This window comes from Priestia sp. USM5, from assembly GCF_058323215.1.
Map to the genome: position 1 here is coordinate 2,402,197 of NZ_JBSGKN010000001.1, position 17,651 is coordinate 2,419,847.

17 protein-coding genes are annotated in these 17,651 nt (G+C 38.7%); 4 read left to right on the top strand and 13 right to left on the bottom strand.

Annotated elements, in window-relative coordinates; translation table 11 throughout:
- Positions 1-36 precede the first annotated feature (36 nt).
- Complete coding sequence (locus tag ACWATA_RS13045) at positions 37-642, top strand: RraA family protein (protein ID WP_154991362.1); 606 nt, start codon at positions 37-39, stop codon at positions 640-642.
- 22 nt (positions 643-664) lie between these two features.
- Here the strand turns inward: ACWATA_RS13045 and ACWATA_RS13050 are convergent, their stop codons facing one another.
- The 5 genes from ACWATA_RS13050 to proC form a co-directional block, all read right to left on the bottom strand.
- Positions 665-1,027 carry a VOC family protein gene (locus tag ACWATA_RS13050; RefSeq protein ID WP_013056991.1) on the bottom strand — a complete coding sequence of 121 codons (363 nt, stop codon included), beginning with the start codon at positions 1,025-1,027 and terminating at the stop codon, positions 665-667.
- Between the two features lie 38 nt (positions 1,028-1,065).
- A complete protein-coding gene (locus ACWATA_RS13055) occupies positions 1,066-1,263 on the bottom strand; it encodes a cold-shock protein (RefSeq protein ID WP_013056990.1) in 198 nt (65 codons plus the stop codon).
- 358 nt (positions 1,264-1,621) lie between these two features.
- Entirely contained in the window at positions 1,622-2,884 is a 1,263-nt protein-coding gene (locus ACWATA_RS13060) for a glutamate-5-semialdehyde dehydrogenase (protein ID WP_028413397.1), read from the bottom strand.
- A gap of 114 nt (positions 2,885-2,998) precedes the next feature.
- Positions 2,999-4,105 (bottom strand): glutamate 5-kinase, encoded by a 1,107-nt coding sequence (gene proB, locus ACWATA_RS13065; RefSeq protein ID WP_028413398.1) that lies wholly within the window; start codon positions 4,103-4,105, stop codon positions 2,999-3,001.
- Between the two features lie 87 nt (positions 4,106-4,192).
- The gene (proC, locus tag ACWATA_RS13070) at positions 4,193-5,035 is read right to left on the bottom strand and encodes a pyrroline-5-carboxylate reductase (RefSeq protein WP_154991363.1); all 843 of its coding nucleotides are present in this window, start codon (positions 5,033-5,035) and stop codon (positions 4,193-4,195) included.
- A 451-nt stretch (positions 5,036-5,486) separates the two neighbouring features.
- Between proC and ACWATA_RS13075 the strand changes: the two genes are divergently transcribed.
- Positions 5,487-9,047 (top strand): CheR family methyltransferase, encoded by a 3,561-nt coding sequence (locus ACWATA_RS13075; protein WP_154991364.1) that lies wholly within the window; start codon positions 5,487-5,489, stop codon positions 9,045-9,047.
- Here ACWATA_RS13075 and ACWATA_RS13080 read toward each other — a convergent pair.
- From ACWATA_RS13080 to ACWATA_RS13090, 3 genes are read right to left on the bottom strand one after another with little or no spacing between them, the layout of a single operon-like run.
- Positions 9,044-9,664 (bottom strand): hypothetical protein, encoded by a 621-nt coding sequence (locus ACWATA_RS13080; protein ID WP_033578942.1) that lies wholly within the window; start codon positions 9,662-9,664, stop codon positions 9,044-9,046. The two genes, ACWATA_RS13075 and ACWATA_RS13080, sit on opposite strands and share 4 nt — an antisense overlap.
- Positions 9,661-10,368 (bottom strand): cobalamin B12-binding domain-containing protein, encoded by a 708-nt coding sequence (locus ACWATA_RS13085; RefSeq protein WP_308012831.1) that lies wholly within the window; start codon positions 10,366-10,368, stop codon positions 9,661-9,663. The genes ACWATA_RS13080 and ACWATA_RS13085 overlap by 4 nt, the downstream gene beginning before the upstream one ends.
- Complete coding sequence (locus ACWATA_RS13090) at positions 10,362-12,896, bottom strand: AAA domain-containing protein (protein WP_473049906.1); 2,535 nt, start codon at positions 12,894-12,896, stop codon at positions 10,362-10,364. Before ACWATA_RS13090 ends, ACWATA_RS13085 begins: the two co-directional genes overlap by 7 nt.
- A gap of 301 nt (positions 12,897-13,197) precedes the next feature.
- Here ACWATA_RS13090 and ACWATA_RS13095 point away from each other — a divergent pair, with 301 nt between their 5' ends.
- The gene (locus ACWATA_RS13095) at positions 13,198-14,250 is read left to right on the top strand and encodes a 3D domain-containing protein (protein WP_473049907.1); all 1,053 of its coding nucleotides are present in this window, start codon (positions 13,198-13,200) and stop codon (positions 14,248-14,250) included.
- 20 nt (positions 14,251-14,270) lie between these two features.
- On the opposite strand, the gene ACWATA_RS13100 is transcribed toward ACWATA_RS13095, so the two are convergent.
- The 4 genes from ACWATA_RS13100 to ACWATA_RS13115 all read right to left on the bottom strand — a co-directional run bounded on the left by ACWATA_RS13100 (position 14,271) and on the right by ACWATA_RS13115 (position 16,443).
- Complete coding sequence (locus ACWATA_RS13100) at positions 14,271-14,747, bottom strand: GNAT family N-acetyltransferase (protein ID WP_034266012.1); 477 nt, start codon at positions 14,745-14,747, stop codon at positions 14,271-14,273.
- A 2-nt stretch (positions 14,748-14,749) separates the two neighbouring features.
- Positions 14,750-14,956 carry a zinc ribbon domain-containing protein gene (locus ACWATA_RS13105; RefSeq protein ID WP_016764047.1) on the bottom strand — a complete coding sequence of 69 codons (207 nt, stop codon included), beginning with the start codon at positions 14,954-14,956 and terminating at the stop codon, positions 14,750-14,752.
- A 165-nt stretch (positions 14,957-15,121) separates the two neighbouring features.
- Entirely contained in the window at positions 15,122-15,943 is an 822-nt protein-coding gene (locus tag ACWATA_RS13110; RefSeq protein ID WP_473049908.1) for an MBL fold metallo-hydrolase, read from the bottom strand.
- Between the two features lie 290 nt (positions 15,944-16,233).
- Entirely contained in the window at positions 16,234-16,443 is a 210-nt protein-coding gene (locus ACWATA_RS13115) for a cold-inducible protein YdjO-related protein (RefSeq protein WP_014460174.1), read from the bottom strand.
- A gap of 144 nt (positions 16,444-16,587) precedes the next feature.
- On the opposite strand from ACWATA_RS13115, the gene ACWATA_RS13120 reads away from it, so the two are divergent.
- Complete coding sequence (locus ACWATA_RS13120) at positions 16,588-17,037, top strand: MarR family winged helix-turn-helix transcriptional regulator (RefSeq protein WP_014460175.1); 450 nt, start codon at positions 16,588-16,590, stop codon at positions 17,035-17,037.
- 64 nt (positions 17,038-17,101) lie between these two features.
- On the opposite strand, the gene ACWATA_RS13125 is transcribed toward ACWATA_RS13120, so the two are convergent.
- Positions 17,102-17,521, bottom strand: a complete 420-nt coding sequence (locus ACWATA_RS13125; protein ID WP_016764045.1) for an organic hydroperoxide resistance protein — start codon at positions 17,519-17,521, stop codon at positions 17,102-17,104.
- Between the last annotated feature and the right edge of the window lie 130 nt (positions 17,522-17,651).

Consider the following 17,651-nt stretch of genomic DNA (forward strand, 5'->3'; position numbering starts at 1 on the left):
TGTATAGATAGACTAAAGTTAAAAAGGAGAGATACGATGCTGAATGAACAGTTCCCATTATCAACAGCAAATTTATCAGATGCAATGGAAGGTGCCAACCACTTAGACTTTTCTATTAAGCCCTTGCAGCGTCATTACAAACTATTCGGGCCGGCTCTTACCGTAGATACGCCCGCTGGCAATAATTACTCAGTGCTTGAAGCGATTCGACTAGCGGAGCCGGGAAGTGTGCTCGTTATTGATGGTAAAAGCTACTGTAACCGTGCCTTAGCAGGAGATTTCGTAGTAGCCATGGCGAAGCTTGTTGGAATAAGCGGTATTGTACTAGATGGGGTTATACGAGATCAAGAAGACATCGAAAAGCTCGATTTCCCCGTATTTTGTAAGGGCTCTACGATCGCAGCAAGCAGCAAAAAAGAAAAAGGAAAGGTAAACGAGATCATTTCCTGCGGGGGCGTAAAAATCCGTCCTGGAGACTTTATTGCAGGTGATGACGGTGGAGTGATTGTCATTCCCAAGGAGCAAGCCGAAGAAGTATTAGCAAAAGCGCGAGAAAAATGGCAAAAAGATAAAGACCGAGAGAACGAAGTATTAATTAGCAAAGAAACGGTATATACCTATTTAGATAAAGCCCTAAAATAAAAGACCTCCGCTTGGAGGTCTTTTATTTGTCATATTGTAAAAATTCTAATCGATTTCCAAACGGGTCATGGACAAAAAAACGCTCTCTCCCTGCAATAGGCTCTTCTTCAGAAAGAACGCAGCCCGAATGTGCCAATTTACGTCTAAGCGTCTTGATATCTTCCACGACAAAAGCTGGATGCGCTTTTTTAGCAGGTATGTAGTCATCTTGAATACTGATATGCACTTCTTGAGTCCCACATTGAAACCATATGCCGCCTCTGTGCCTTAAATTTTCCGGCTTAAGAACAGTTTTCATTCCTAAAAGATTTTCATAAAAATTTCTTGCTTCTTGCTCGCATCCTTCTGGACCAAGAAGCTGAACATGATCAATTCCCAGAAACATCCACAAACCCCTTTCAAAAAACGTCTTCCTAAAAGTTATTAATCAATGACTCTAGGATTATGAATAACCTGCAGCTCTTTTACAGCTTGCTTCATTTCGCTTTTGCAAATTGGACAAGTTGGCTGATCTCCGCTTTTAAAGTTATCTCGAACCCAACAATTACACGTATCTGATGTACATTCCCAAACTTTTGTTTCTTCAATAACAGCCGGCTCTAAATTTTTACGATTATACATACACATCGTCTCCTTTAAACAGTACTTTTTAAGTGGATAATAAATGAAGATTAACTTAGCGTGTAAATGCGGTAAATGGTGCAAGATAAAGTGATACTATACATCCGTAAATCAATCTTTGAGGAATAATACGGCGTCTTGAAAGACTAAAATAAAAATGAAGTTATAACAAAGCAGGTAGCAGTTGCTTTTCTTAAAACAACGGGATAGTCTGAAAAGAACAAAAATGAAGATCACAAAAATTATATATTTTACTATTATAACAGAGTTTATATTTTTTTACAAATCAGCTTCCATTTACTTGTTTTGCTTTTCATAAAAAAAAAGCGAGCACATGATTAGGCTCGCTTTTGATTTCTTATCGAGTTTGTCCGTTTCCACTCATAATATATTTAATTGTCGTAAGTGCAGGAAGTCCCATTGGACCACGTGCATGAAGCTTTTGAGTTGAAATCCCAATTTCAGCTCCAAATCCTAAAGCTCCTCCGTCAGTAAAGCGCGTAGATGCATTATGATACAGTGCGGCTGCATCAACTAATGACATAAAGCGTGAAACGGCTTGTTCATCTTCTGAAATGATGGCTTCGGAGTGTTTTGTTCCATATGTTTCGATATGGTCAATCGCTTCATCCACACTCTCTACTACTTTCATCGCAATTGCTAAGCGTAAATACTCTTCAGCCCAGTCTTTTTCAGCCGCTGGTTTTGCTCCAGGAATTTCACCTACTGTCGCTTTGTCACCATATACTTCAATACTATGATCGTTGAATGCTTGAATCAATTCATCTTTATGAGAATCGAGCCAGTTTTTGTGTACAAGAACCGTTTCTGCTGCGTTACACACCGCTGGTCGATCTGTTTTTGCATTAATTAAAATCGGAATGGCCTTCTTAACGTCAGCTTTTTCATCGATGTAAATATGGCAGTTTCCGACTCCCGTTTCTAACACGGGAACGGTTGCGTTATTGACGACCGCTTGAATCAATGAAGCCCCTCCGCGCGGAATCAGCACGTCAATATGCTCTTTCATTGTAAATAATTCTTGCGTAGCCGCACGATCTGTACTTGAAATAAACTGTACCGCTTCTTTAGGAATTGGCGTTTCATCAAGAGCTTTATGAATAATGTCCACGATAGCTTGGTTAGATGAAATAGCTGAAGAGCCGCCTTTTAACACAATAGCATTTCCAGATTTCAACGCTAGCCCTGTTGCATCTACCGTTACGTTTGGACGTGCTTCATAAATCATTCCGATCACGCCAAGAGGCACCCGTACTTGCTTTACATCTAGACCGTTATCCAATGTCCAGCTTGATAAAATATCGCCTGTTGGATCATCTAGCTCAGCAACTTCACGAAGGCCGTTTGCAAATTCTTTTACACGTTCCGCTGAAAGAGCAAGGCGGTCCATAAGCGCTTCGTCAAAACCTTTTTCTTTCCCGTTTTTTAAGTCTACTTCATTTGCTTTTAAAATATACTCCGTGTTGCTTTCAAGTGTAGAAGCAATCGTTAACAGCGCATCGTTCTTTTGCTTTGTTGTTAGTAAACTTAATTGCTTAGCTGCTTTTTTTGCTGAAATAGCTTGTTCTTCTACTGAATACGTTTCATTTGTTTGTAACACCAAATCACTCCTGGATTCGTTTTAGTTTTGTTTGATTTTAAAGTGTGAGGCATAAGAGGTAAATGCAATCATGCAAAGAAAAGGAAGGGCTCCTTTTCTTTACAGCATGTTTGCTTACAAACCGACCGGTACTGGAATTTCTAAGTGACACACTAGACCTTCGCTGTCAACAATCGGTTGATCAATTGGCTCATTCAGTGCAAGTTCATCAGATGAATAATTTGTCACGCCAAGAGCCAGCTCATTGTCATCTTTATCTAGAATACGTACAACTGCTCGTTCACTAAAGTGGCCTTTAATATATTTAACATGCTCGCGAAGTAAAGGCTCTTTATCTTCAATAATTGCACGTTTCGCGGCATCTTCGACTACTATTTCCCCTTCAGGACCAGAGTTAAACGCAATCCACTGCTTTTTCTGATTAAGGTTCGCAGAATCATCTTCAGATTCAAAATACGTTCCTGTTGCATCCCCGTCAACCGCTTGTGTTAAAATGTTTGGCACGCCAGCTCTTCCTAAAAATGCTGGAATTCCTGACGCCATAGCGATTTTGAACGCGTCAATTTTCGAGCGCATACCGCCTGTTCCAACTGAACTTCCTGAATCTCCTGCAGATTCTTCGATGTCTTGCGTGATTTCCCCTACATGAGGAACTAATTTTGCATTTGGATCCTGACGAGGGTCTGCGCTGTATAAGCCATCGATATCCGATAAAATAATAAGCAGGTCGGAATCCACTAGTCCAGCAACTTTAGCTGAAAGTGTATCATTGTCGCCAAATTTTAATCGATTGATGGTTACCGTGTCGTTTTCATTGACAATTGGTACGATGCCACGTTCTAACAGCACATTAATTGTATTTCGTGCATTGTTGTAACGATTTTCGTCTGAAAAATCGTCTCTCGTAATTAAGATTTGAGAAGCAACGTATCCATGTGATAGAAACAGTTCTGAATAAGCCTCCATTAACAGTCCTTGACCAATTGAGGCAGCTGCTTGTTTTTCAGGTAAAGAGCTAGGTCGCTCTAAGCAGCCAAGCTTGCGGTATCCTGCAGCTACAGCTCCTGATGAAACCAATAGCACTTCATGACCGCTGTCTTTTAAGTCTACGACTTGATCCACAAGGCGCTCGAGCTTCCGTCTGCTGATTTCACCGTGTGAACTTGTTAATGAACTACTTCCAATTTTAATTACAACCCGCTTCTTATTGTCGGGACTCATCAAATCACTCCTAGTGTGTTCTGTATGTTTTCTTGTTTATGATTATTTTTTTGTGGTGAGGAATTCACGAAGAAGATAAGTGACGAATTAATTAGTACTTGCCACTTTTTGTAGTTGAGCACTCATTTCTTTTGAACGCTTTGATGCTCCTTTGACTGCTTGCATCATTGCTTCTCCGCCGCCGTGTTTAGCTAAGGCGTCTAAACCAGCTGCTGTTGTACCGTTTGGAGACGTCACATTTTCACGAAGCTCCGTCGGCGTTTCATCTCTTTCCATCATCATTCTTGCTGCACCGTAAATGGTTTGGGCGCCAATTTCACGTGCTAGCTCAGGATCGAGACCTTCTTCTTTAGCTGCTTTTTCGATATGCTCCATAAGGAAATAAAAATAAGCGGGTCCACTTCCGGCAATTCCTGTGAAAATGTCCATTTGAGGCTCATCAATCACGTACACTTTTCCGATTGCAGAAAGCAGCTCTTTTGCTGTTAGCACAGCATCCATTGCAGCATATTGACCTGGAGATATAGCCGTTGCTGATTGCTGAATCATACTTGATGTATTCGGCATCACTCGAATGACCTGCTGTTCATCATGCAATAACTCTTCCATGTAAGAAGATGAAATCCCTGCAAGAACAGATAGGACAAGCTGGTCTTTGTTGATTTGAGGCTTTAATTCGTTTAATGCCTCTTCAGCGCCTTTTGGCTTCATCGCTAGAATAAAAACGTCAATATCATCTGTTTTCAGCTCGCTGCGCTTTACTGCTTTGATACCATATCTATTTTCAAGTTCGTGCAGTCGCGCATCATTGCTGCGATTTGTTGCGATAATATTTTCAGCAGGTAATTTCTTTGCATTGACCATACCAGAAATCATCGCTTCTGCCATTGATCCAGCACCTAAAAAAGCAACTTTTTGTTTTTGATCCATCAAATCTCCCCTGTCATTTGTTCGTATTTTTGTTCTCGTTTCTTTCAACGGTTCCTATAGTAACATGCTGAAAAAGAGTGTCAAGTTGAATTTAACCGGTTTTTTCCTCCTTGAGCGTATAACCTTATGCGCATGTAAGCGTAAACAAAACTTTTTTAAATATTTTTTTCTGCAAAAAAAAACGATTTTTTTTATAAAAATACGTTTATATAAGGAAAATCGGGGCATACTATATAGTTTGGACTTTAAAATTTTTTTGCGAAAAATAGAGGAATTTTGAAAACGTTATTTGAACAATATAATAGGTTTGCTAAAATGAACCTATGTACCAGCATCTTGGTTTTTTTTGAAAAATTTACTTTTGATGTAAACCACGCTGTGCTGTCGACATTAAAATAAACAAAACGACATACAATCTAGGAAGTGTCGAAACATTATTGGAGGTTCTATTATGAAGAACAACTCGTTTTCTACAGTTCCATCGTCTTCAGAAGGAATAGAGAAACAGGATTTACACGTTGTGGGAATTGGCGCTTCTGCCGGAGGGTTAGAAGCTATTGAGCAGTTTTTCGCTAATATGCCTTCACCAAATGGAATGGCGTTTATTATTGTACAGCACCTTTCCTCTAAATATAAAAGTTTTATGCCAGAACTTTTAGCAAAAAAAACAGGAATGAATATCAAACTGACACAAGACGGGATGACTTTACAAGAAGACACAATTTATTTAAATCCTCCCCATCATTATGTGACCGTTGTGGATCATACTCTTCGCCTTCGTCCTTATGAAGAAAATGATCAGGTAAAGTATCCGATTGACGCCTTTTTTCATTCTCTGGCCGCTGCAAAAAAACACCGGTGCACAGCCATTATTTTATCGGGAAAAGGAAATGATGGAACAGGAGGAGCAAAAACGATAAGAGAGTATGGCGGAACTGTACTTGTACAAGATGAAAGCACAGCAAAGTACAGAGATATGCCCCTAAGCGCTATTGATGCACACCTTGCTGATTATATTCTTTCTCCTGCTGATATGCCTGACCTTGTGCAAACGCATGTCAGCCAAACTGAATTTACATATAATGAAGAAACGCTGCAATACATTTATTCATTAATAAAGAAGAAAACAGGCATCGACTTCTCTATGTACAAAAAAAACACGGTGCTGCGACGACTTGAAAAAAGAATGGCTTTACTCGATCCGCCCTCTCAAACGATGGAAGAGTACCGGGACTATTTATGTAAGGAAGCCGAAGAAATCGTCGAACTGCAGCGAGACCTGCTGATTGGAGTGACGCAATTTCTTAGAGATAAAGAAGCATTCTCTATTATTGAAGAACAAGTCATCCCTCAATTAGTTGAAAGAAAGATTCATAGCCAAGAAGATGAAATCCGCATCTGGGTAGCAGGTTGTTCTACTGGTCAAGAAGCATATACATTAGCTATTTTGTTTCATGACTATTTATCAACAATCAACCGTTATTTCAATGTCCGAATCTTTGCTACGGACATCGATCGTCATGCAATCAAAAGAGCGAGTCAAGGCATTTATGAAGAAGCGGAAGTTCATTCCTTCTCAGCAGCTCAGATTAATGAATATTTTGAGCAAACAAAACATGGTGGTTATCAAGTTAAAAAAACAATCCGTAAAATGATTGTTTTTGCCCCGCATAATATAGGAAAAGACTCGCCTTTTGTAAACGTTGATTTAATCAGCTGTCGAAATATGATGATTTACTTCCAAGCTGAACTGCAGCAGCGCATTCTGTCTCTTTTTCATTTTTCTTTGACAGAAGAAGGCGTACTTTTTTTAGGCCCTAGTGAAACAACGGGAAATTTGTCTGATTTGTTCCGCCCTATCAACAGTAAGTGGAAAATATTTAAACGTTCGGGGCAGCCCAGCCGACAAATTACAGGAGCTTTTAATCTTTCAAAATCCAGCTTGCATGAAGGTGATTTTTCTAGCGTACCGCTGCCAAGTCAACTTTATAAGCCTCTTCCTTCGCTTAAATTGGATGAGATGTATCAGTCAATGATTGATCATTTTATGAGCCCTTGTCTTGTATTAAATGAATACAATGAAGTGATATTTTGTTCAAAAGAAGCGACTCAGCTTATTAACGTTCCTGTGGGGAAGATTAATTATACCATTTTCAAAATGGTTCCCGTTCACGTCTCTTTAGCCATTGGAGCAGCTATTAAACGCGTAAAAGAGCAAGGTATGAGCGTATGCTGTCAGCACATTGAATTTGTCATAAACAACGTGCAGCGCCGTTTTAATATTACGATATCTGCCCTTCCAACAAATCACTCTCTTTACTTACTTATGTTTGATGAACAGACAGATAGTGCCATTATTGATAAGGAAGAGCCCATGTTTCTTAATCAAACAAGCTCTATTAGTGAGCTTGTAGTAGATTTAGAGCAAGAGCTTCATTACACTCAGCAGCATTTGCAAACGACGATTGAAGAGCTAGAAACAGCAAATGAGGAGCTAAAGTCCACGAACGAAGAACTGATTGCTTCCAACGAAGAGCTGCAGTCCACAAATGAGGAATTGCAGTCTGTTAATGAAGAGTTAATTAGTGTTAACAACCAGTACGAGCGAAAGATTGAAGAATTAACGGACTTAAACAACGATATTGATAATTTATTAATCAGTACAACTATTGCTACCATCTTTTTAGACGAGCAACTGAATATTAAATTATTTACGCCGGAAACGAAAACAGTGATCAACGTTCTTCATCAAGATATCGGAAGACCTTTCTTTCATATTTCGCATAACTTTAGATATGACCATCTAATCGAGGACGCAATGCACGTTTTAAGAACAAATAACACCCTTCAAAAAGAAATTCAAAGCTACGATAACCAATGGTATAGCATGAAAATGATGCCTTATCGTACGAATGAGAATTTAATTAACGGTGTAGTTATCACGTTTATTAATATTACAGAAATTAAACGATCAAATGAAGAATTGGCTATTACATCATTTGCAGTAGCTCACAGTCCTACGGGCATTTTCATTACCGATCATCAAGGTAAAATTAAGTACATTAATCAAAAATTCATGGAGCAAAAGCATGCGCCGCAAGAAGTATTTGGGCTGCACCTCTACGACTTATATACAAAAAAGCTAGGCGTTAAAAGATTCCCTAAAATTTGGAATGAAGTATACAGAGGAGAAAAATGGAACGGAGAAATTTCCTACGTTCAAGAAGACGGAGAAACCGTTTGGGAACAGTTAGCCTTAATGCCTGTTAAAAATGATCAAGATGAAATCATCCATTACATTGGTTTAAGTGAAGACATTTCACAGCGCAAACAGTCGGAAATGATGCTCAAAAATTCAGAGATGCTGTCAGCACTTGGACAGCTGGCTGCCGGCATTGCCCATGAAATACGAAACCCTCTTACATCATTAAAGGGCTTTTTACAGCTTATGATGCAAGAAGAAACGTATAAAAAAGAATATATGGATGTCATGATGTCCGAGTTTAATCGCTTAGAGCTGATTATTAGCGAACTGCTCATTCTAGCCAAACCCGAAGTCGTAAAATATGAAAATAAGCAGATAAATTTAATTCTTCAAGACGTATGTACACTGCTGCATACACAGGCCATTCTTAAAAACATTACTATTTCAACGGATTTTGAAGAAAAATTACCTGTTGTTCATTGTATTGAAAAAGATATGAAACAAGTATTTATCAACATGGTGAAAAATTCTATTGAAGCGATGGATGACCCCGGGTCTATTCTAGTGGTATCTAAATTTGATCCAGATACAAATCAAGTAGTCGTCCAAGTGATAGATGAAGGAAAAGGCATGCCGAAAGATCGATTAACACGAATTGGCGAGCCTTTCTATACAACAAAAGAAAAAGGAACAGGATTAGGATTGATGGTGAGTCATAAAATCATTAGTAATCATAAAGGAAGCATTTCGTATGATAGTGAAGAAGGCAAAGGAACAACGGTAGAAATCCGATTGCCGCTTTCTTAATGTACTTTGTTCTTCTGTCTTAAGCAGTCAAGCTCCTGATTAATTAAATCTTGAATGTCAAACAAATGTGTAGAGACCAATTCAATATACTCTCCTTTTCCTGCTTCAATTACGTCGGAGCGGATAATACTTAGGAGGTCTTGAATGGTTAGCACATTTGTTTTCATTTCTCGAAAATGACGCTGAAGATCAACTAGCTGCATTTTTTTCGCCGTTTCTACATCTGTTTCTCTGACCGAAAAACCTTGGTTCACTTGTGGTGAGTCTTGCATAAGTATAGAGCGAAACTGTTGAAGGGTTGATTGAACACTCATCATATGCTCATGAATAGGATAGCAGAAAACAGCATGCAGCGAATGGTACGCTTCAGGCTTAAAATGAAAATCAAAAAGAGCAACCGGGTTGGAAAACGTGCGCATATTTACTTCGATTTGCACTTCTTCCTTTCCCTGGAGTGCTCTTTTTACTTTTTCTTGGCTGTCTTCATCAACTAGATCTAAAAAGTTCTGAACAGGCGGGAAATTTTTCGTGACGCTTGGTGTAAATTCAATTATTTCGTTGTCTTTATTGAGTAAAAACATTGGAACCGGAATGTGTTGAATCGGCAAACTGATCATATTTCTTCCCCCATTACTAACATTTTATCTTGCGTCGAACTTTCTTTATTGTTGATTAGAAGCCAGTCTTTAAAAGCTTGAATATGATTAATGAATATAGTTTTTGAAGATCCTGAAGCCGATAAATCATGCGTGCTGAGAAGCCTGCTGCCCACTAATACAAGAGGACTTTGCGACATGCTTTCAATCTCAGCAATGTATTTTTGTAAATCAGGCAGCAAATGCACTTGTGAGACGGACAAACATACTACATCAGGATCCCATCTTTCAATGCTTTTTAGAGCGAACGGCAGCGGCAAGTTTGCTCCTAAGTTTTTAACTTCCCATCCGTGTTCGCTCATAAGTCCTGCAATCATTTTAATGCCTAAGTAATGCTCTTCTCCTTCAATACAAAAAAGAAGTGCTCGATTACGCTGAAGCAATTGATGCTGTGATAGCTGAAAGCGAGTTAACACATAGTCACAGGTTGCAGTAGCCAAATGCTCGTCCGCGACTGAAATTTTATTTTCTTGCCACCTTTTCCCTATCTCATACATCGCTTCTGTCAGAAACGTATATACGTCAGTTGAAGAATGGCCTTCTTCTATATATATAGCAATGAGCAGCCAGCTTTTTTGAACGTCTCCTTCTAGCAAACAATCAGCTAAAGCCGCTACACTACGAGAGTAAACGATAAGATCACGCCCTTTTCCTAAAGTTACAATAGATCTCTAGGCAAAACTTCTTTTTTGCACGATGGACAACATGCGTAGACGCCTTTATTTTCATCATACTCTACGTTCATCGGCTGCTTGCATGCTCTACATACAGCATGTACGTAGTTTAAATATTTTTCCACTAATAAACGTGTTGCCCCACTTGTTTTCCCGCAATAATAGCAAATAAACCTTACTTTTCCTTTTTTTGTTATCTCTACTTCTCGCATATGCTGACAGGATTCACAGCGATCCCAGCTGCGAAGGTAATTACTCAAAGAATATTGTGGTTTATTTGTTTCTATATGCATTTTTGTTTCTTGATTTCTTGTTTTATCTTCTGTAAAATCAATTGACCGAATAAGCTGTTTAGCGCCTAGCTTTGACTCAATTCTAGCTGCCATAAACGCTTCATTTTTTCCGCCGTAAGGCATATTGATCCATATAGTGGATTCATCGATGATAAGCAGTGACATCGGAACAGCAGATGAAATGACATGAGCACCGTCAATTCGAACTTCTTTTGGTTCACGAGTAAGAACGGTCACTTCACCTTTAAATGAATGTAACATCTCCCGTATTTCTTGAGGAACAAGCGAAGCATAAGGAATACACAATAAAATCTGCTGCCGAGCTTGATATAAATCTTTTTTTAACTGACTGCTGTTCGATGGATGGTACCAAATCAATTTCCGATGCTGAATGACTTCTTTTAAAAATTGCTGAGGTTGGTATACTTTTTGATTTTCGTTAAAGTGGTTGACCAACTTCCATAACGCTCGCTCCTTTGGTACACGCTGCTGGACAAACGACTCGTCTGAAAGCATCATAAATTTTCCTTTTGAACGCGTCACCGCTACATTTACCAATCGGTCGCTATTTTCATTTGTTAAAAGTAAACCTGGTTTTGACTGCGGCTTTGTATCGACCGTATCAAAAATCATGATATCTCGTTCCGCGCCTTGAAATTTGTGTACGGTTGCTGCGATTATATCGCTGGCTGGTTCAATATCTTGAAGAAATGCATTAATCAATTTAGCTTGAGACTTATAAGGAGTCACATAGCCAATAGTAGCCGAAGAAGCTTTGCGTGCCCGCAGTATCAAACTTACCGCCAAAACAGCTGTTATCACATTATAGCGTGAACCGGAAGCGACATCTCGCATAGCGGAAGAATGCAACTGACCAATGTTAAGCATAAGCGCTGCTTCATGAGCAAACGGCCGGCTGCTTGCTACTACTTCTCGACTTGTTGTGACAGATGGATGATCCCCTACTCGATTGCTGTAAATATAGCGATTTGTAAAAGCTGAGATATCTTTATGCATTCTTCTTTGCTTTTTCAACATAAAAAGATGCGGATGGATCTCACCGCTTTCTACTTGCTCTACAAGACCCGTCTGCTCAAATAAATCTCGCTGCAGCCACTTCTTCACTTCAGCATGAGAAGATTGAGATACCGGGGGAAGCTGTTTAAAATCGCCGCATACGACAATTTTTTTCCCTAACGTAGCTGCAAAAGCAATTTGCGGTGCATATGCCATGCTAATTTCGTCTACCACAACCATATCAAATTCACTTTGATAAAGTAATCGGTCAATAGCCGCTTTTGATAAAGTAGTGCCTACAATATACGCTTGATCAAAAACATTTTTCTCCGCTTCAATCCACTTGTTACGAAGGGCGTTTAGCTTTTTATTAACTTGCTGAAGCTGGTGAGCTCTATTGGGATATCTGCTTAAGTAAACTCGTTCTTCTTGCAAATCACGCATCTCCTGAGCTAAATCCGGATCATCTTCTCCAATGACTTCTTCTACTTTTATATTTTCTAAGCCGCTGCTTTTTGTTGCTCCGTATCGAATGAGTTTTCCTTTTTTCCAAGCTTCTTTCTTTTTTAACTGACGTGCAGTTTCTTGCAGCAAACCGTCCACCGCTGCATTACTGTGAGATAATAAAAGGACACGCTTTGATTTCCGGTAATAGCTTGCCGCGATTTTGGACAGCGTATATGTTTTCCCTGTTCCAGGAGGCCCCCAAATATAAGTAGTACGGTTATAACGCGCTCGCAGCAACACTTCATGAAGAGCGTTCTTAGACGTATACTCTTTATGGCGAACAGGACTATCGCCTCTCATAAGACGTTTGATTCTTACTATTTTTTGCTTATAGTCTTTTGCTTCCGTCAGTCTATCAATGAGCGCCTGCAATAATTCCCATGGTTCGTTATATATATCGAGTTCGTCTACTTCTTGTCCAATAAACGCATCTATTTTAAGGTACAAATCAAATCCTTCCGTTCCGATAACTTCTCCTTTACTTTCTTTATGCTGGTGGACAAGGCGTACCTGAGCTCCATCAAAAAGGTATAAATCGGCTGTGCGTTCAAACCGGTAAAGATACGCATCTCCCTGCTGCCCTAAGTACTCTCCTTTTCCTACCGTATGCTTTTCTCCGCCGTGTTTCTTCATATAATTAATCTCAATTGAAAGTGCGCGCACCCATGCTTTTAAATATGAAGAGATAGAGCGTTTTTCCATAGATGTCTAACTCCCTTTTTATCCGTTCATTTCTAACTTGTCTATTCTATCATGTCATTTGAATATAGCATAGCTTCTTTCTTCTTCATTTTTATAAAAGCAGAATACCTTTTTTACTAGTCTATCTCTCCAGACAAATTAAGACTTTTTTCATCATAATCGTAAAAAAACTACGTTTTTTCTATATTTTTAGACGTATTGTTACAAACTTGTAATATAAAACCTACCATTTTGTCATGAGTTTGTTACATATTGCTGATAGAATAAGAGACAACTATTGGAAATAAAGGAGAATTATTAGATGAAAAAACACATTTTTACATTAGGGGCCACAGCTTTAGTATCAATTGGAATTGCAGACGCAGCATCGGCTGACACAGACACGCATAAAGTAAAAGCTGGAGAAACGTTATTCAGCATCTCACAGCAGCATAATGTAACAGTTGAAGACTTAAAAAAGTGGAATGGTCTTTCTTCCACACTAATTTATGCAAACCAAACATTACAAATTGGATCTACATCTACTGACTCTTCATCTAGTTCAACTCCAACTACAACATCTTCAAATCATACATATACAGTAAAATCAGGTGACACGCTTTATCGTATCGCTAAAAACAACGGTACTTCTGTACAGCAGCTAAAAGAGTGGAATAACTTATCTAGTCATTTAATTTATGTGAATCAAGTATTAAAAATAAATGGAACAGGAACAGTTTCATCATCACCTTCAGCACCTGTACAAGAAAAAACAAACGAAACGCAGGCATCCCCGGCTCCTAGCAACAGTAAAAGTTATAAAGTTCAGCCTGGAGATACAATGTGGAGCGTAGCACAGCGACACGGCATTTCAATTTCTCAATTAAAACAGTGGAATAACTTATCGTCTAATACGATTTACATTAATCAAGTGCTACAAGTAGGCGGACAAGCTGCAGCTCAGGCGAAACCATCAACGCCATCACCTGCTACTCCTTCAACACCGTCAACTTCAACACCGTCAACTTCAACACCGTCAACTTCAACGCCGGCACCTGCTCCAGCGCAAGAAAGTAAGTCGGTTTCGAAAGAGATTACGGTTGAAGCAACAGCTTATACTGCTTACTGTGCGGGCTGCAGCGGAATCACTGCTACAGGCATCGACCTAAGGTCAAATCCTAATCGAAAAGTAATTGCAGTTGATCCTCGCGTGATTCCATTAGGTTCTCGCGTATACGTAGAAGGTTACGGAGAAGCAATTGCTGGAGATACTGGCGGTGCCATTAAAGGTACTCGCGTTGATTTATTTATGGCATCTCAAAGCTCAGCTTTAAATTGGGGACGCAAAACGGTAAAACTTCAAATTTTAGATTAATCATTAAAAGCAGAAGCGTGTTAGTCGCTTCTGCTTTTTAATTTCTTTTCAAACATAATCATATCGATAGCTTGCAGGCCATTCTCGTAAATCGGTGGAACGTACTGCAAAAAGAAATTCTTTTTGACACCGCTTTGATAAAAGCCTGCCTTTTTATAAAATGCTATGTTTTCAAGACTGGAGTCCGCTGTTCCTACAATCATTTTAGAATATTGGTTACGTTCATACAGTACTTCTAACTTTTTAATGACTTTGCTGCCGATTCCTTTTCCTCTGTATGCTTCTTTTAAACCGATATTCTTTACTTCTACTGCCGACTCCTCTTCATCGGTGAGGCACTGCACAACTCCTATCTCCTTCTTTTCATACACAATGGTAAATAAGGAACCTTCATTTATATACGACTTCACTACTTTTTCGTCTTCATCCCCTATTAATAGCAGGTTTAAATAGGAAGCGTGCCGGTCTTTATCAATTTCAATAAGGTCGATACTCATTTTCATCCTCCAAAAAATAAGTCAATAATATTGCTGCCTCTTGAAGATGATTTATTATATAGCTCTGAATACCCGCAGCTCGTGCAATATACCACAGTAAATTGATTGTGCTGAACGTCTAAGTATCTAGACAGCCCCGTTCCCGTTGTAGCAATTTCTTTTGTTTTTGCTTCTGTATGTCCGCATTTTACACAACCGTTTTTCCCCATTGCCATACTCCTTTACAAATAAAATAACTTCTTATTTATATAAACGGATATAAAAGGAAAAAGTTTCATTAAATTGATAAATAAAGGAAAGTAAGAAACCGCATCTCCAACAGAAGATGCGGTTTCTTACTTTTAATATCAACGGGATGACTGTACACTCGATTTCTATAACAGCAATTCTCTTTTCATAATTTCAACGTTTTTCTGATGACATTGTGCCGTGAAATCAGATGGGAATGCCAATTTGTCGTTTAGCTTATCAAGCGCTTCTTTACTGTCTTCTTTCACTGCAGCTTGCAGTTCATCTAAATAAGAGCTGGCCATCTCCACTCGTCTTTGAATTTCAGCTCGGTGATGTGTCGTTTTTCCGTGTCCGGGAACTAGTGTTAGATTTTGGTACTTAGCTAAAATGTGTCGCGCAGTAGCAAGAGTGTCGAGGTAATCGTTTACACTTTCATATATGTACGGATATTCAAAGTCCGATAAATAATCCCCTGCGATCCATATTGAATTATCGACAATCATAAATAGTCCATCGTTTGTATGACCTTTTGCAAAATAACAGGTAATAGATGTTTCACCTAAGGTAATGTGCTGTTCATTTTCGGTTACCACAATATCCAGCTCCGGGAATATAATATCATGAGATCTTTTTATATAATAGTCATGATCAAACTGCTTAATCATTTGAACTTTTTCTTCTTTGTCCGGATGATTTTTTAAAAATTTGCTGCCGATAAAGGTGGCATTTAATTCTAAGAAAGCGCCATACCCAATGACATGATCAAAATCTCCGTGAGTAAAAAATACATACAGCTTGCGATGATTTAAGATCTCTTGAACATGCTGTTTAATTTCATTAATTTCGTGAGGAAGCCATGTTGGATCAACAACAATCACACAGTCTTTTGTTTCAATCACTGCAGATGTTGTTTGAAATAGCGCGCTTTCAAAAACCGTCATTTGCTCCGTTTTGTATTGAATCATAGAGAACAGCTCCTTATTTTTTCTATCACCCTTATTATAGCGGAAATAGAAAGATAAGGGCGCGTATGACGATTTATAAAACGAAACTATGCAAGATGTGATAAAATGCGGAACCAGCCAAACAATGAAATCCAAATAGGAATACTAAATAAGGTTCCCCAAAATAAACCTTTCAAAAAGTTCCCTTGATTCATTCTGATATTCCTCACCTTCATCGTATGTTGGTTCTTAGTCTAGCTCACCTTAATGAAATTTTAGTGAAAAATAAAAAAGAAGCAGCTGCTTCTTTTTTATTTATTATAAAATTGGTGGTCGTACTTAATTTTCGGCAGCTCGCGTACTTCCTGCGACATTCCTGTTCCGCACATCGGACAGTTATAATCAACCGTAACAAAATCTTCTCTCATCCACCCATTACATGATTCAGATTGACACGCATATACAGTCGTATCCATCATTTGATCTACTTCTTCTTCTACGGCTTTTTTTGCAAAATACATGTGCACAGCTCCCTTTTTTTCTTAGTATATGTAAAATTCCCATTTTTTATTTACAGCTTGATCACTTTTTCATCCAGCGTTATTGGACACCCCTATTTAATTGTGTATAATTAAATAAAAAGCAATAGACTGGAGGCAACATGAATGGAACAACTTTATAAGCAGCTGCAGCTAGAAAATCAGCTTTGTTTCTCAATTTACGCCACGTCTCGAGAAATTACAAAGGTGTACAAGCCGCTGCTCGATAAATTAGGAGTAACCTATCCGCAGTATTTAGCCCTTCTTGTTTTATGGGAACATGAAACACTCAGCGTGAAAAAAATGGGCGAACTTCTGTATTTGGATTCAGGCACCCTTACTCCTATGCTAAAAAGAATGCAGGATCAAGAATTAGTGATTCGTGAGCGTTCTCATGAAGATGAACGCGTTGTTTTTATTAGTTTAACCGAAAAAGGAAAAAAATTACGTGATAAAGCTTGTCATATTCCAGAAGAAGTTTTTAGCATGACAAATAAGTCACAGGGAGAATTAGAAAAGCTGAAAGAAACGCTGCAGGAGTTACTGCAATCACTGCATACGTACAATCAAAAATAGACCATATAAAATTGCACATAAAAAAAAACGCCTGGATTTCAGAAAAATCCAAGCGTTTTTTTATTTACTCAACCGTTGTATTTAACGTTACGTTAACATTTCCGCGCGTTGCTTTAGAATACGGGCAGAATTGATGTGCATCTTCTACTAGCTTCTCAGCTACTTCTTGTGAAACGCCTTTAATATGAGCGTTTAACACCACGCCAATTTTGAATCCATCATCAGTGTGGTCTTTTAGTAGACTTACTTCTGCAGTAATAGACGAATCAATGTCTTTTTTTTGTTTCTTAGCGATTAAATTTAAAGCGCCGTCAAAACAAGCAGAATATCCTGCTGCAAACAGCTGCTCGGGATTTGTTCCTTCTTTTTTGTTATTTGGAGAAGGATTTACAAGGGTTAAATCAATAATACCATCATCTGATTTAACTCGACCATCTCGGCCTCCAACCGCTGTTGCTTTAGATGTAAATAGTGCGTCTGACATAAGATCACCTCATAGATTATTTTATGTAATTTCATTGCAGACAATTAAAAAAGTCGCAATCAAATTCATTTTGTAATCACTTTGATTACCGTGATAGTAATGTACTTCCCCTTCTATAATGAGTGTAAAC